This window comes from Spirosoma profusum, from assembly GCF_014699005.1.
GTDB lineage: Bacteria > Bacteroidota > Bacteroidia > Cytophagales > Spirosomataceae > Spirosoma > Spirosoma profusum.
The window spans coordinates 154,216-167,612 of sequence record NZ_JACWZY010000003.1; the positions used below are offsets into that span (position 1 = coordinate 154,216).

General features: G+C 47.8%; 13 protein-coding genes. 12 read left to right on the plus strand and 1 reads right to left on the minus strand.

The window, feature by feature from the left end; all coding sequences use genetic code 11:
* Positions 1–27 precede the first annotated feature (27 nt).
* The 10 genes from IC229_RS05300 (at position 28) to IC229_RS05345 (ending at position 11,323) form a co-directional block, all read left to right on the plus strand.
* Positions 28–999: a GDP-mannose 4,6-dehydratase gene (locus IC229_RS05300; RefSeq protein WP_190885898.1), complete on the plus strand. Its 972-nt coding sequence runs from the start codon at positions 28–30 to the stop codon at positions 997–999.
* Entirely contained in the window at positions 993–2,468 is a 1,476-nt protein-coding gene (locus IC229_RS05305; protein WP_190885899.1) for a hypothetical protein, read from the plus strand. Before IC229_RS05300 ends, IC229_RS05305 begins: the two co-directional genes overlap by 7 nt.
* 10 nt (positions 2,469–2,478) lie before the next feature.
* Positions 2,479–3,441, plus strand: a complete 963-nt coding sequence (locus IC229_RS05310; RefSeq protein WP_190885900.1) for a glycosyltransferase family 2 protein — start codon at positions 2,479–2,481, stop codon at positions 3,439–3,441.
* Positions 3,442–3,566: 125 nt separating this feature from the next.
* On the plus strand, positions 3,567–5,444 hold the full coding sequence (asnB, locus tag IC229_RS05315; protein ID WP_190885901.1) for an asparagine synthase (glutamine-hydrolyzing): 1,878 nt from the start codon (positions 3,567–3,569) through the stop codon (positions 5,442–5,444).
* An 80-nt stretch (positions 5,445–5,524) separates the two neighbouring features.
* Positions 5,525–6,472 carry a glycoside hydrolase family protein gene (locus tag IC229_RS05320; protein WP_190885902.1) on the plus strand — a complete coding sequence of 316 codons (948 nt, stop codon included), beginning with the start codon at positions 5,525–5,527 and terminating at the stop codon, positions 6,470–6,472.
* A 76-nt stretch (positions 6,473–6,548) separates the two neighbouring features.
* Positions 6,549–7,373, plus strand: coding sequence for a hypothetical protein (locus IC229_RS05325; protein WP_190885903.1), 825 nt, complete (start codon positions 6,549–6,551; stop codon positions 7,371–7,373).
* A gap of 71 nt (positions 7,374–7,444) precedes the next feature.
* The gene (locus tag IC229_RS05330; RefSeq protein WP_190885904.1) at positions 7,445–8,413 is read left to right on the plus strand and encodes a glycosyltransferase family 2 protein; all 969 of its coding nucleotides are present in this window, start codon (positions 7,445–7,447) and stop codon (positions 8,411–8,413) included.
* A 78-nt stretch (positions 8,414–8,491) separates the two neighbouring features.
* On the plus strand, positions 8,492–9,283 hold the full coding sequence (locus tag IC229_RS05335; protein ID WP_190885905.1) for a TauD/TfdA family dioxygenase: 792 nt from the start codon (positions 8,492–8,494) through the stop codon (positions 9,281–9,283).
* A 256-nt stretch (positions 9,284–9,539) separates the two neighbouring features.
* Positions 9,540–10,511: an aldo/keto reductase gene (locus IC229_RS05340; RefSeq protein ID WP_190885906.1), complete on the plus strand. Its 972-nt coding sequence runs from the start codon at positions 9,540–9,542 to the stop codon at positions 10,509–10,511.
* A 44-nt stretch (positions 10,512–10,555) separates the two neighbouring features.
* Positions 10,556–11,323, plus strand: coding sequence for a glycosyltransferase family 2 protein (locus IC229_RS05345; protein WP_190886106.1), 768 nt, complete (start codon positions 10,556–10,558; stop codon positions 11,321–11,323).
* A 23-nt stretch (positions 11,324–11,346) separates the two neighbouring features.
* On the opposite strand, the gene IC229_RS05350 is transcribed toward IC229_RS05345, so the two are convergent.
* Positions 11,347–11,790, minus strand: a complete 444-nt coding sequence (locus tag IC229_RS05350) for a hypothetical protein (protein WP_190885907.1) — start codon at positions 11,788–11,790, stop codon at positions 11,347–11,349.
* A gap of 54 nt (positions 11,791–11,844) precedes the next feature.
* Between IC229_RS05350 and IC229_RS05355 the strand changes: the two genes are divergently transcribed.
* Positions 11,845–12,810 carry a YheT family hydrolase gene (locus IC229_RS05355; RefSeq protein WP_190885908.1) on the plus strand — a complete coding sequence of 322 codons (966 nt, stop codon included), beginning with the start codon at positions 11,845–11,847 and terminating at the stop codon, positions 12,808–12,810.
* A 15-nt stretch (positions 12,811–12,825) separates the two neighbouring features.
* Positions 12,826–13,362 carry a GNAT family N-acetyltransferase gene (locus IC229_RS05360; protein WP_190885909.1) on the plus strand — a complete coding sequence of 179 codons (537 nt, stop codon included), beginning with the start codon at positions 12,826–12,828 and terminating at the stop codon, positions 13,360–13,362.
* Positions 13,363–13,397 lie beyond the last annotated feature (35 nt).

The window sequence follows — 13,397 nt, forward strand, 5'->3', positions numbered from 1 at the left end:
CTGGTACGTCACTGATTTAAGCTGAAGATGGCAACTACTCCCCATTTTTTGATTACGGGCTGTGCGGGTTTCATTGGTAGTCACCTTACGGAGCGATTATTAAATACAGGTTATCGCGTTACCGGCGTCGATAACTTCGATACGTTTTACGCGCGCCACTATAAAGAGCGAAATCTCTCACTGGCGCGCCAAAACCCGAATTTTGCGTTTGTCGAAGCCGATATTCGGCAAACCGACTGGCTTACCGGCCTCAGCACCGATATCGATACGGTAATCCATCTGGCGGGTAAAGCCGGCGTTCGGCCCTCCATCGACCAGCCTGCTGAGTACATTTCGACCAATATCGTCGGGACGCACAACTTGCTGGAGTGGATGCGCGCGCAGAAGGTGGGCAAGATGGTATTTGCCTCGTCGTCATCGGTGTATGGCAACAACGAGAAAATTCCATTTAGCGAATCCGATAGCGTTGATAACCCGATTTCGCCCTACGCCTTTACCAAAAAAGCCTGTGAGTTGATGAACCACAGCTACCATCATTTGTATGGTATGGGGATTATCAACCTGCGATTCTTTACGGTTTACGGCGAACGGCAACGGCCTGATCTGGCGATTCACAAGTTCGTCAGAATGATGGCCAATAACGAGCCTATTACTATGTACGGCTTGGGTGATACGTCGCGCGATTATACGTACGTGAACGACATTGTCGATGGCATTGTGGCCGCCGTTACGTACCTGAACGAGCATCCGAAGGCATTCGAGACCGTTAATCTTGGTAATCAAAGTCCCGTTACGTTGCAGCAATTAGTCGATACGTTGTATCGGCTGATGGAAAAAGAGCCAAACATCATCAACCTGCCCAAACAGGCTGGCGACGTAGAACGGACCTTCGCCGACGTAGCAAAAGCAAGTAGTTTGCTTGGTTATCAACCCCGCGTGCCGCTGGAAGAAGGGTTACGTCGGTTTGTGACCTGGTACAAAACCGAGCAGCCATGCTGAAAAAAATTCTGGCTCATCGCTGGTTGGCTCCTCTTTTCTGGATAACAATTGCTTTGGTCGTGAAAGGGACCTTCTTCGGATGGTACCTGACCAAGACGTATTACCACGATGTTCCGGGATTTTTAGGGCAGAGTAACGGTGACATGGTCACTTACGTAACGCCCGTCGAACACTTGCTCATTACAGGTAGCTTCGATACGGGCGAGCGTATGCCGGGTTACCCGCTGGTTTACTACGTACTACGTCGGCTGATGGATCAGGCCGATGCCTGTAATACCCTCATTTTTCTTCAGTTAATTGTCTCAGCAATTTCCGTATACGTACTGGGCCTGTGTGCGCAACGACTTTTTAAGAGCGAGCGGGCTTTTTATTGGGCGTATTTCATTTACCTGTTCAGTACGTTCGTCAGTATTTTCGATGCGTATTTCCTGACCGAAAGTTTCGCGGCTTCGGCCTCTATTTTTTTTGTACACGCCTGGCTACGGTCTGAGGATAAACAGGCGTTACGTTGGCTAGCCTTGCTGGCGGCTGGTGGCTGGGTAACCTGGTCTATTTTCCTAAAGCCCGCTCATGCGCCGATGCTGGCGATACTTCCCGGAATTTGGGGGTTGCAGTGGCTGAAAGGGCAGTTGAAATTTGGTCGGGTAGTTCAGTATACTACGTTGTTTCTGCTTCCGTTTGTCGTTGCCGATGGCGTGTGGACGCTACGTAACTACCGTCATTATCATCAGGTTATTCCCCTGCTGAAAAATCCGTGGTACCCCGCGAGCGTATGGCCGACGAATTATTTCGACATGATGGATTTTTACAAGACCTATGGCGAAGATTATTCGTTCTGGTTTCCGAATACGGGCGTTCGCTGGATGTTGGGTTGGAAAAATGATGCGTTTGTGCCGCCCCTTCGCTGGTACGTTAAGGAGAATTTAGGTCCACCACCGGATTACATCTACACCTCCCGGTTCAATAAGGATTCGATTACGCACCTACGCAATCTATATTACGAAACCGCCAACAATCCGAATCTCGATTCGACCAGACGGAAAGCTTATCACGCCGAAATTCATCAGAAACTGGGTGAGTATACGAAGTCCGTTCAGGAAGAAAAGCCGTTCGTTTACTACGTTCGGGCACTTAGTCGATATACGTTTACGTTCTTCAACGGGACCTGGGGGTATAATTTTCTGGACGATATTATTCCTGCTCAGTGGCCGCGCTGGCTGCTACGTCTCTACCACTACGTATTTATTCTGTTGCCGGGTGTAGTAGGTTTGGTGCTGATGCTGATTCGTGGATTTCGTAAGGAACCAAGAATGCTGGCGGCTCCGTTGGCCATATTGATGTGTACAGTTGTTTTCGTGGTTGTGCTGCGGCATCCTGAAACGCGTTATCTGGTTCCATTTTACCCGTTTCTGGTTTTAAGTGCCGTTTGTACTTTTTTAAGCGTTCCGATGCTTAAATTTGCACGTTAATTATAAAACTATGACGTATCTATCCGTAATACTGCCTATTTACAACGAATCGAAGAGTATTCCCATTCTATTCGACGCGCTGGACGATGCCATCGGGCAGTATGACTACGAGATTATTGCGATTAACGACGGTTCCAAAGACGATTCGTTTGCTCAGCTACGTAAAATCTGTGCACAAAACGACCGGGTAAAAGCCATCAATTTCAAACGTAATTTCGGACAGACAGCCGCTATCAATGCTGGTATTCAAAATGCGTCCGGTGAAATTATTGTGCTGATCGACAGCGATTTAGAAAATGATCCGCACGATATTCCCAAACTGATTGAAAAACTGAATTCGGGCTACGACGTAGTGAGCGGCTGGCGGCAAGACCGTTGGGCAAACGAATTCCTGACCCGTAAGTTGCCCTCGCGCATGGCTAACAAGCTTATCAGCGCTATTTCGGGGGTTGAGTTGCACGATTACGGCTGCACGCTCAAAGTCTATCGCCGGGATGTCATCAAGGATGTTATTCTGTACGGACAGATGCACCGGTTTATTCCGGTTTATTGTACGTGGCAGGGTGGCAAAGTGACGGAAATGCCTGTTAACTATCGACCCCGACAGTTTGGTAAAAGCAACTACGGTATTTTCCGAACTTATAAGGTGTTGCTTGATCTGGTTCTGATTAAGTTTCTGGATAAATACATGCAGCGGCCGATTCACTTTTTTGGCGGAGCAGGCGTTCTGGCATTTCTGGTGTCGCTGGCGGCTGTTTTATTGGCGGCTTATTTCAAAATTACCGGTCAGAAAGATTTGGTTGAAACCCCATTGCCAACAATTGGGTCTATGTTTTTTATCGTAGGTATTCAATTAGTGCTGATGGGCGTGCTGGCAGAGATTTTGATGCGAACGTATTACGAGTCGCAGCACAAAATGCCGTATAGCGTGAAAGAAACCATCAACTTCGGGCAGGAAACCGAAGTGGTATAAAATGATATTCAGCAGTTTTTTGTCATCCTGACGCAGGAAGGATCTTAAAGTCTCCTTATTTGTACGTCAGGCAACTTTAAGATCCTTCCTGCGTCAGGATGACGAAAAAATAAAACTATAGGTCTATGTGTGGAATAGCGGGATTTATAGGGCGTGGCAACGAAGACGATCTGCTACGTATGATTCGTCAGTTACGCCATCGTGGCCCTGATTTTCAAGGCGGATGGTGGCAGCCTGGCGTTGGGCTGGGCCATGCCCGGCTTAGCATCATCGACCTGAGTGATGCCGCCAATCAGCCGTTTTTTACGGCCGACCAAACCATTGGCATGGTCTTCAACGGCGAGATTTATAATTTTCAGGAGCTACGTAACGACCTGCTGAAGCTGAATAAATACACGCTACGTACTACGTCGGATACCGAAGTGCTGGTGTATATGTACGAAGAGTACGGCGAAGCCATGTTCGACCGGATCAACGGCATGTTTGCGTTCGTGATTCACGATTTTAAGCGGAAACGTACTCTGATTGCCCGTGATCGCATGGGTAAAAAACCGCTTTATTACAGCGTGGCGGGTGATACGTTGGTTTACGGGTCTGAGCCTAAAGCCCTGTTGCAGCACCCGCTCGTTTCGAACGAAATTAGCCCGGACGCTATTAATGCGTATTTGACGTTTGAATACGTACCGACGCCCTACAGTATTTTCCGCGACATCCACAAGCTGGAGCCGGGGCAATACATGATTTTTGAGGAAGGACGTATCACCAAACACCAACCATATTGGAACGTTACGTTCAATCACCAGCCAATCTCGTTTGAATCGGCTATTGACCGTTTCGACGCGCTGCTCAACGACGCAACCGCCATTCGGATGATAGCCGACGTACCACTGGGCATTTTCTTAAGCGGTGGACTCGATAGCTCGGCGGTGGCCTATTATGCGCAGAAAAACAGTGCGGTTCCAATAAAAACGTTCTCCATTGGTTTTCAGGAAAAATCGTACGACGAAGCCGGTTACGCCCGAACAGTTGCCAAACACTTGGGCACTGATCACCACGAGAAAACCTTAACGGCGCAGGACTCTCTTGACCTGCTGCCCAATATCACTGATAAACTCGACGAGCCATTTGCCGATGCGTCGATCATTCCAACGTATCTGTTATCGCAGTTTACGCGTGAACAGGTAACGGTTTCGCTCGGGGGCGACGGCAGCGATGAGTTACTGGCTGGCTATCCAACCTTTACGTCCGATTATGCGCGGGGTGTTTATAGCAAGATGCCACGTTTTGTACACGCGCTGGCGGGTCACGCGGCCGATTTACTGCCCGTTAAGGACGATAACATCAGTCTGGATTTTAAGGTGAAGCAGTTCCTGAAGGGTTTTCAGGAAAAACCAGCTTATACGCATACGCTCTGGCTGGGGAGTTTTTCGCCGTCGCAGAAGCGGCAATTGCTGTCATCGTCGGTGTTGAGTCAGGTGACGGATAAAACCGGACTGGGGCTCATTGATAAGCATTTAGCGCAACTTCCCGCAAATACGGATTCCTTCGATCAAACGTCGTATATCTATTACCAGACGTATCTGCTGGATGATATTCTGACAAAAGTTGACCGGGCCAGCATGTACAATTCGCTGGAAGTTCGGGCGCCGTTTCTGGATTATCGGATTGTAGATTTCGCCAATAGTTTGCCTGAGTCATACAAACGAAAAGGACTTTCGGGTAAATACATCCTGAAATCGCTGATGCGGGGCAAAATTCCCGATGACATCATTGATCGGCCCAAAAAAGGGTTCGGGATTCCGTTGTCGCAGTGGCTGCGTAACGAATTACGTCCGTTGTGCGACGATCTGCTATCGGAAGCGTCGTTGAAACAGCACGGTCTGTTCAATTACGACTACGTAGCAAAAATCAAAAACGAACATTACGCCGGTAAACAAAACAACCGCAAACTTCTCTGGACATTGATGGTTTTCCAGCAGTGGTACAGACATTACGTAGCATAAAGTAACGCGGGTGGAAACGGCAGCGGCCGACCGTCCGCAGTTACTGACGCAAAATCGCGGGTTTCCACCCGCGCTACACTATGACCTGGCAGAAAAAAGGACTGATTTATAAACCCGACGGCTCAAAAGCGTTTAGCCGGACGCACGCGCAAGTTCCATTTGGCTTTCCGATGGCCGATAAACTCCGCGTTTATTTCTCAACCCGCGACGAGAACGTATCATCTGCTACGTCGTTTGTTGAGCTTGACCCCAATGACCTGACCAACGTTACGTATATCCACGACAAACCTTGTCTTACGAAAGGTGAAGTTGGTATGTTCGATGATTCGGGAGCGATGCCTTCGTGGTTTCTGCCGGTCGGGAACGAAATCTGGCTGTACTATACCGGCTGGAACAAAAGTGAAACGGCTAGTTATCGACTAGGAATTGGTCTGGCTGTCAGTAAAGATGGCGGATTGACGTTCGAGCGTAAGTACACGGGCCCACTTCTCGATCGTTCCATTTACGATCAGGTTTGGGTAGCGCAACCCTGTGTTATCCGTGAAGAACAACCCGACGGAAGTATCCGTTGGCGGATGTGGTATTTGTCGTGCACGAAAATTGAGGTAATTAACAACCACCCGGAGCCATTTTATAACGTCAAATACGCTGAATCTACTGACGGTATCAACTGGGAACGTACCGGGCACGTTTGTGTTGGTTACGATGAATTTACCGATGCCATTGGTCGACCGACGGTCTATAAGGATGGGAATTTGTACAAAATGTATTTTTCCTATCGTAATGCTACCAACTACCGTACCGATGTTCGGCAGAGTTACCGGATTGGTTACGCCGAATCGACGGATGGTCTTACGTGGACTCGGAAAGACGAACTGGCAGGCATTGAACGCTCGGAGGATGGCTGGGACTCACTGATGATGGACTACTGCCATATTTTCCCGTATCAGCAGCAATGGGTTATGTTTTATAACGGAAATGGCTTTGGCGCATCTGGTTTCGGGTACGCAACTCAGCCAGCCTTATGATAAGAATCAGTTGTACGGAATTTGCATTTTGCAAAGATAGACGCCTATTTTGTATCAAATCAGTACGTTCACAACCATGAAAGAAGTAGCAAAATACATTATAAAAGTTGATGCCGAATTCAAGGATGGTCAGATTGTGCCGGAGATTCCGTTTGAAGAGGTAATGCGGCTGGTTAATGAACCAAACATCGTAATCGTTAAAACAGGGATTCCAGAGGCTACGCTACGTAGCGTTATCGCAGCAACCCGCGAATGGGCCGATAAAACGCCACTTGCGGAAGGTCCTGATACGTTCGACAATAATCAGCATAAGCAGCGATTGCACATTGCCAAGATTCAGCAGGCTCCGCAACTGTTTCATGACCACACGTTCGACGCCATTCTGGATCTGGAAGAACCTACCAAAGAAACTTTACTGAATGTTTTCACGCCGTTACGTCAATTCTGGAATAATCTGACCGGTAATAACGAAGAATACGGTATCCACAAAGGAGGGCCGTTTTTCCATCCGCAGGTTACGCACTATCCGCTTGGAGGCAGCTTCTTCGGTCGGCACTGGCACCCACTGAATCCGCAGAAGGTTGGCACAATTCTGGCACTAAATCAGTACGGAAAAGATTATACCTCGGGCGGTACGGGTTACGTCATCAACGACCACATTGTGGAGACGGAAGGTTATCAGGACATGGGCGATATCATCCTGTTCCGGTACGATTTGCCCCACTGGGTTAGTCCATCAAGTTTTGCAGACCGTTTCAGTTGGGAGGATCCCGCCGGGCGTTGGGTGGCCATTCTGCCGTTCTACGATCCCTGGGCCAAACCGGCTGATAAAGATGAGCCGCAAGGCTGGAAAGCACAGATTCAAACTGCCAAAAACGCTACGTCGGAGGCTGTTGTTTAGTCCATTTTCGATTCTGGAATCATCCACGCTACGTGGTTGTTCATGAACTGAAAATCGAATCAATACTAGTTATGCCAAAAGTTAGTGTTCTGATTATCACCTATAATCAAGCGAAATTCATTCGTCAGGCCATCGACAGTGTACTGATGCAGCAGACAAATTTTCCTATTGAAATTTTAGTCGGCGATGATTTTTCGAAGGATGGTACGCGGGAGATTATTCAGGAATATGAACGCGAACATCCTGGCTTGGTGAAAGGCGTGCTGCACCCACGTAACATGGGTAAGAATGGTGGAATCAACTTTCTGGAAACGCTGAAACGGGCTGAAGGTGAGTATTACGCACTCATCGATGGTGACGATTATCTCACGGATCCGCTCAAGCTCCAGAAACAGGTCGACATGCTGGATGCGCACCCAGACTATTCAATGGTGTTTCATAACGCACTGATTACGTATGAAGATGGTAGCCCGTCGGAGATACTTAATGGGTCGGATATGAAATCCTATTACACCATCGAGGATTTGATTGGTGATAAAGAAATCTGGTTTATGGCTACGTCGAGTACCATGTATCGGAACACCATCAAAGAATATCCGGCCTGGTTCCGCGAGTCGGTTAGTGGCGATATCCCCCGCCTGATTCTGAAGGCGAAAATGGGTAAAATTGGCTATATACCCGATGTTATGTCGGTATATCGGAAGAATAAAAACGGTACCAGCTTTACGGATAATGAGGCCGATGCAGTTTATCTGAAAAACCGGATCGATATGTATGACAACATCAATCGCGAGCTGGAATATCGGTACGACCGGGTGATGAAGAAAAATATAGCCCGGTACTACCGAATGATGATGAACAGCAAGCAGTACCGCGATTCGTATCTGGCCAAACTTCGGTTAACGGCCAAATATTATTCACTGGCGCGGCCAAGCTGGGAAGATTTGAAAACGGTTATTTATGACCATCTGACGCCACCAGCCATACAACGTGCTTACGGCGTAATAGCGATCGGTCTACACCGAATTCTAAATAATTAGTACGAACAATAAGTCAATTTTGGCTAACTGTTTGAGTTTCCTTATTTTGTGTGTCAAACAATGAAACGAATATAGGCTATGAATTTTTTCAAGGAAGTCGTCTATACTACGCCGGAAGAAACGTTCCAGAACGTAAAAGAGGCTGTTCAGAATAATAAATTGGTTTACCTGTCGGGCTTCAAAGAAGATCTACCCGTACACGATTTTTATAGTAAGCTATCGGAAACCATTGGTCGCATTCATGCCGCCGATGAAGACCTGGCAACTGGTAAGCAAACCGGAAATCGCTGGATCGACATTACGTATGATCCGCAAATTCCTGACCGCTACCGCTCCAGCAACACGCGCCAGCCCATGCACACGGACGATTCGTACGTAGAGCTGAATGGTGAAGAAGCCGTTAACTTCTTCTACTGCGCTTCTCGTGCAAAAATCGGTGGCGCTACTACGTTCTTCGACCTGCCTGATCTGGTTGAATGCATGAAACTTGACGAAGAAGAAGCACTTCTTGAAGAGTTAATGGCAACAGACGTAGTCCACTCGAAAGGCGGTAGCCGGAAAGTGCGGAAAATTATCGATCAGGATGGCGAAGGTTATCTGGCCAACTGGAACTACTTCTGCCTGTCGCGGGAAGAAAACTCACCTGAAGTACTGGATTTGTGCGAACGTTTCCATCAATTCCTGGAAAGCCGCATCATGAACGCCGGTGTTATTCTGCCTGTGCAGCTACAAAAAGGTGAAGCCGTTTTCTTCCACGATGACCGCGTGATGCACGGACGTAACGCGTTCTTCGCCGAATACCCCGGCCAGCGCAGCCTTATTAAAGGTAAAATCATCATGAATCCGGCTCCTGCTGAGTCTGTTTTCTAAAATTGAATAGTATTGATTTTCTGGTCGTTCAGCGAGCTAATTAGCAGATAGCTAGGCCGTTGAACGACCAGAATTTTTATAAAGAGCCTGTTTCAACTTTTGAAAATAGACCTAAGACGAGCGTTTTTGTCATCCTGACGCAGGAAGAATCTTAACGTTTCCTTATTTGTATTTCAGGCAACCTTAAGATCCTTCCTGCGTCAGGGTGACAAAAACGCTCTCGAATAAAAGTTTGAACAGGCTCATAAATAATCGAATGGTAAATTCTCTAAACGAACAATTAACATCGCGTCTGGGCTTCGGTACGTGGCAGTTTGGCGGACCTAACGTAGTAAACGGTAACGTAACAGGTTGGGGCGAGGTCGATAAGTCGGAAGCGATTCGGGCCGTACACGTAGCACTGGAACAGGGAATCAATTTCTTCGATACGGCCGATAGTTACGGTCGTGGTCAATCCGAAGAAATTCTGCGGGAAGCTTTTCAGCAAAAAACGGCTACGTCGATTATTTGCACAAAATTCGGTAATCGGCAGACGCCCGATGGCCAACCAATTCAGGATTATAGTGCCGACTACGTAACAGAAGCCGTTGAGGCAAGTTTGCGTCGGCTTGGTCGCGAGACAATTGACGTATTACTGCTCCACAGCCCACCTGATGCTTTCGATTGGGCAACGTATGATCCAACGCCTTTTGATACGTTGAAACAAGCAGGTAAAATTCGTTACGTTGGTGTAAGCTCACGTAGCGTGTATGGTGCTAAAAAAGTAGTAGAAGCTGGTTTTGGGGACGTAGTGGAAGTTATTTACAACGCGCTCGACCGGCGGGCTGAAGAACTACTTTTTCCAATTTCTGGTGCTGACGATTATTTTTTCATCGGACGGGTACCGCTGGCTTCGGGTTTCTTAAATCCAACGTATCTGCAATCTGAACCAGCTTTCGCTCCCGATCAATACCGTCACTATTTACCCGATCGCGACCGAAACTGGCTACTTGATTCGTCACGAAAACTAGCTTTCCTGAACGATTTGCCGGGCGGTCTGGCTGTTTCGGCGCTACGTTTCAGCTTGTCCAGCGAAAATATTGGCGTTGTTATTCCGGGGATGCGTAACGAAAAGCAGGTGCTGGCGAACTGTGAAGCCGTTAAATTAGGACCTTTGCCTGCTGATGTGCTGGCGCAGATTCGTCAGGCGGTTCCGGACGTAGCAGAACACTGGAAACCGAAAAACTGATTTCTGGATTTTATCAACGAGATTTATTCGCTTATTGTATCATGATGAAATTAAGCGTTGTCATACCCGCCTATAACGAGGAGGAATCGTTGCCGCCAACGTTGCGAGCGCTCTATCAGACATTGGCGAAACATGGTATTCCGCACGAGATATGCGTCACCAACGATAATTCGAAGGATGGTACGTTGCAAATGCTCGAAAAACTGGCGGCTACCGAAATTCCGACTTTGGTTTATTACACCAATCCGGGCCCGAACGGGTTTGGATATGCTGTACGCTACGGCCTAGAGCGATTCTCCGGCGATTGCGTAGCGGTTTTTATGGCCGATATGTCTGACGATCCCGAGGATTTAGTACGTTTCTACAACAAGATGCAGGAAACCGGTGTCGACGCCGTGTTTGGTTCGCGTTGGGGGAAAGATGGCAAAGTAATCGACTATCCGGCGCTGAAAAAATTCATCAATCGCATTGCTAATTTCATTGTGAAGATGGTAATGGGTATCAAGTACAACGATACAACCAATGCCTTCAAACTGTACAAACGCGAAACAATGGAGGGCCTGAAGCCATTTCTGTCGCCCCACTTTAATCTTACTATCGAGTTGCCCCTAAAGACGATTGTACGAGGCTATAGCTACGCCATTGTCCCGAATAGCTGGACGAATCGAAAATACGGCGAATCGAAGCTCAAGATCAAGGAGATGGGCACCCGGTATTTCTTCATTCTGATGTATTGCCTCATTGAAAAATACTTCTCAAGAGGGGATTTCAACAAGAAACCGGTTGCTCCTGTGAGCAAGGTTGCTAGTTGAGTAAGGTGGACGGTCAGCCTTACTCAGCCAAATACACCCTTCAGACCAGGAATCTGATAGAAGACTATTGACTGAACAACTGCCCAAAATACAGCGCTGACTAACATATACAGCATTATCTGCCCTGGTTTCACCCGGAATGAGATGGCGAGAATTGTGCCGCCGATGGGTGTCAGTAATAAAGGAGTCAGGAAAGCGATACCGGCCAACCCTGCTCGTTTCCAAATTTTTATAGCTAATCGGGTTCGTTTCGTAAATCGTTTGGGAGGAGTAGAGCGATACCGCTGAATGAGCAGTTGCAGTGCAGCGCCAGCGTAGATAACAACCACCACGCTGACCATCATGCCTATCGTCGTGAAAATGGCCGTTTCGAGCCAAGATAATCCCAGCGCGACACCTGACAGTGGCCCACCCACAAATTTGAGAGTACTTGCAATGATTACGGAGAGGTATTTGGCGATTGGCATGGTTCTGAACGTATGCTGGAACAACGATACAAAACTATCCGTTGTTCACGGTATATGCCGCTAATTCAATCTTCGTATGCCGGGCCACCGGCTTATCAGTACAATGGTCATCTTCAAACCATTGTCCCTAGTCTCACGCGCCGAGTACAAGGTGTTACGTATGAGCGTGAACGTTTGACGCTCAGCGACGGTGATTTCGTCGATGCAGACTGGATTGATAAAGGCCAGCGTCGGCTTGTTGTGTTAACGCATGGTCTGGAAGGGGATAGCCATCGTCAATACATTCAGGGAACTGCCAAGCTCTTTGCCCAACATAATTACGACGTACTAGCCTGGAATTGCCGCTCGTGCAGTGGCGAAATGAATCGCGCCTTCCGGCTGTATAATCACGGCGAAATTGGCGATTTAGGCGAGGTCATTGGCCATGCGCTGAAAACAAAACCCTATCAGGAAATCGTGCTGGTCGGCTACAGCATGGGTGGTAATATTACCCTGAAATACCTGGGTGTTCACGGAAAAGAGCTTCCCGACGTAGTGAAAAGGGGCGTAGCGATTTCGTCACCTACTGATTTGGGTTCCAGTGCGGGTTTGCTTGATCGGGCGTCTAATCGCTTTTATCGGCAGCGATTTATGAAAAAGCTAATTGGCAAACTACGTCAGAAAGACAGTCGTTTTCCGGGGCGTCTGGATCTCGACAAAATGCGATACGTAAAAAAGTGGCGTGATTTCGATGAGTTTTTCTCCGCGCCCATTAATAACTACCGGGATGCCGATGATTTTTACGCACAGGCGTCTGCCGTCAATTACATGTCGGGTATTGCTGTGCCTGCCTTGTTGCTGAACGCCCAGAATGATCCGTTACTATCGACCGAATGTTCACCCGCATGGCTGGCGGAGACGCATAAATCTATTTTTCTGGAAACACCCCGAACAGGCGGACACGTAGGATTTCAGGTTTCCCGCGACGAACATACGTACTCCGAACGACGTGCGCTGTCCTTTGTACGGGAGCACATATAACTGCCTCAACTACCAATGAACGCTGCTTTCCTTTATTCCAATCGATTACTTTTTGTTGCCGGTACGCCTACATTATTAAATCTTGAATTAACGGATCGAGCGCGATTTGCACAACTTCTGAACGTAGCAATTACGTCTGACTGGCCACCGGGTGAGTACGATGAAGGCGCTATGAGATTCTTTATAGATCAACTGATCAGCGGCCAGGAAGAAGTTATTGGCTGGTATAACTGGTACGTCATTACGTATCCGACTGCTACGTCTCCAGCAACTTTGGTAGCTGGCGCTGGTTATTTTGGCCCACCCAGTTCTGATGGTACCGTCGAAATCGGTTATTCGGTTTCCAAAGAATGGCGTCGGCAGGGGATTGCTACCGAAATTGTCAGTACGTTAACTGCTCATGCCTGGAAACAGCCAGAGATACGACGGATTATTGCGCACACGCTGCCTTCCAATGAAGCATCAATTAAGGCGCTGACTAAAAATGGATTTTATTCCTTTGAAAGCGACGACCCAGAAAAATTGTGTTTTGAATTGTTACCTATTGCATGAAGCTAATACGTATTGCTGGAACGTAGTAAGCCGCT

What these genes read in the sequence shown, in the direction of transcription:
- IC229_RS05300 (WP_190885898.1), top strand. Translation starts at nt 28, where the DNA reads ATGGCAACTACTCCCCATTTTTTGATTACGGGCTGTGCGGGTTTCATT.
- IC229_RS05305 (WP_190885899.1), top strand. Translation starts at nt 993, where the DNA reads ATGCTGAAAAAAATTCTGGCTCATCGCTGGTTGGCTCCTCTTTTCTGG.
- IC229_RS05310 (WP_190885900.1), top strand. Translation starts at nt 2,479, where the DNA reads ATGACGTATCTATCCGTAATACTGCCTATTTACAACGAATCGAAGAGT.
- asnB (WP_190885901.1), top strand. Translation starts at nt 3,567, where the DNA reads ATGTGTGGAATAGCGGGATTTATAGGGCGTGGCAACGAAGACGATCTG.
- IC229_RS05320 (WP_190885902.1), top strand. Translation starts at nt 5,525, where the DNA reads ATGACCTGGCAGAAAAAAGGACTGATTTATAAACCCGACGGCTCAAAA.
- IC229_RS05325 (WP_190885903.1), top strand. Translation starts at nt 6,549, where the DNA reads ATGAAAGAAGTAGCAAAATACATTATAAAAGTTGATGCCGAATTCAAG.
- IC229_RS05330 (WP_190885904.1), top strand. Translation starts at nt 7,445, where the DNA reads ATGCCAAAAGTTAGTGTTCTGATTATCACCTATAATCAAGCGAAATTC.
- IC229_RS05335 (WP_190885905.1), top strand. Translation starts at nt 8,492, where the DNA reads ATGAATTTTTTCAAGGAAGTCGTCTATACTACGCCGGAAGAAACGTTC.
- IC229_RS05340 (WP_190885906.1), top strand. Translation starts at nt 9,540, where the DNA reads ATGGTAAATTCTCTAAACGAACAATTAACATCGCGTCTGGGCTTCGGT.
- IC229_RS05345 (WP_190886106.1), top strand. Translation starts at nt 10,556, where the DNA reads ATGAAATTAAGCGTTGTCATACCCGCCTATAACGAGGAGGAATCGTTG.
- IC229_RS05350 (WP_190885907.1), bottom strand. Translation starts at nt 11,790, where the DNA reads ATGCCAATCGCCAAATACCTCTCCGTAATCATTGCAAGTACTCTCAAA.
- IC229_RS05355 (WP_190885908.1), top strand. Translation starts at nt 11,845, where the DNA reads ATGCCGCTAATTCAATCTTCGTATGCCGGGCCACCGGCTTATCAGTAC.
- IC229_RS05360 (WP_190885909.1), top strand. Translation starts at nt 12,826, where the DNA reads ATGAACGCTGCTTTCCTTTATTCCAATCGATTACTTTTTGTTGCCGGT.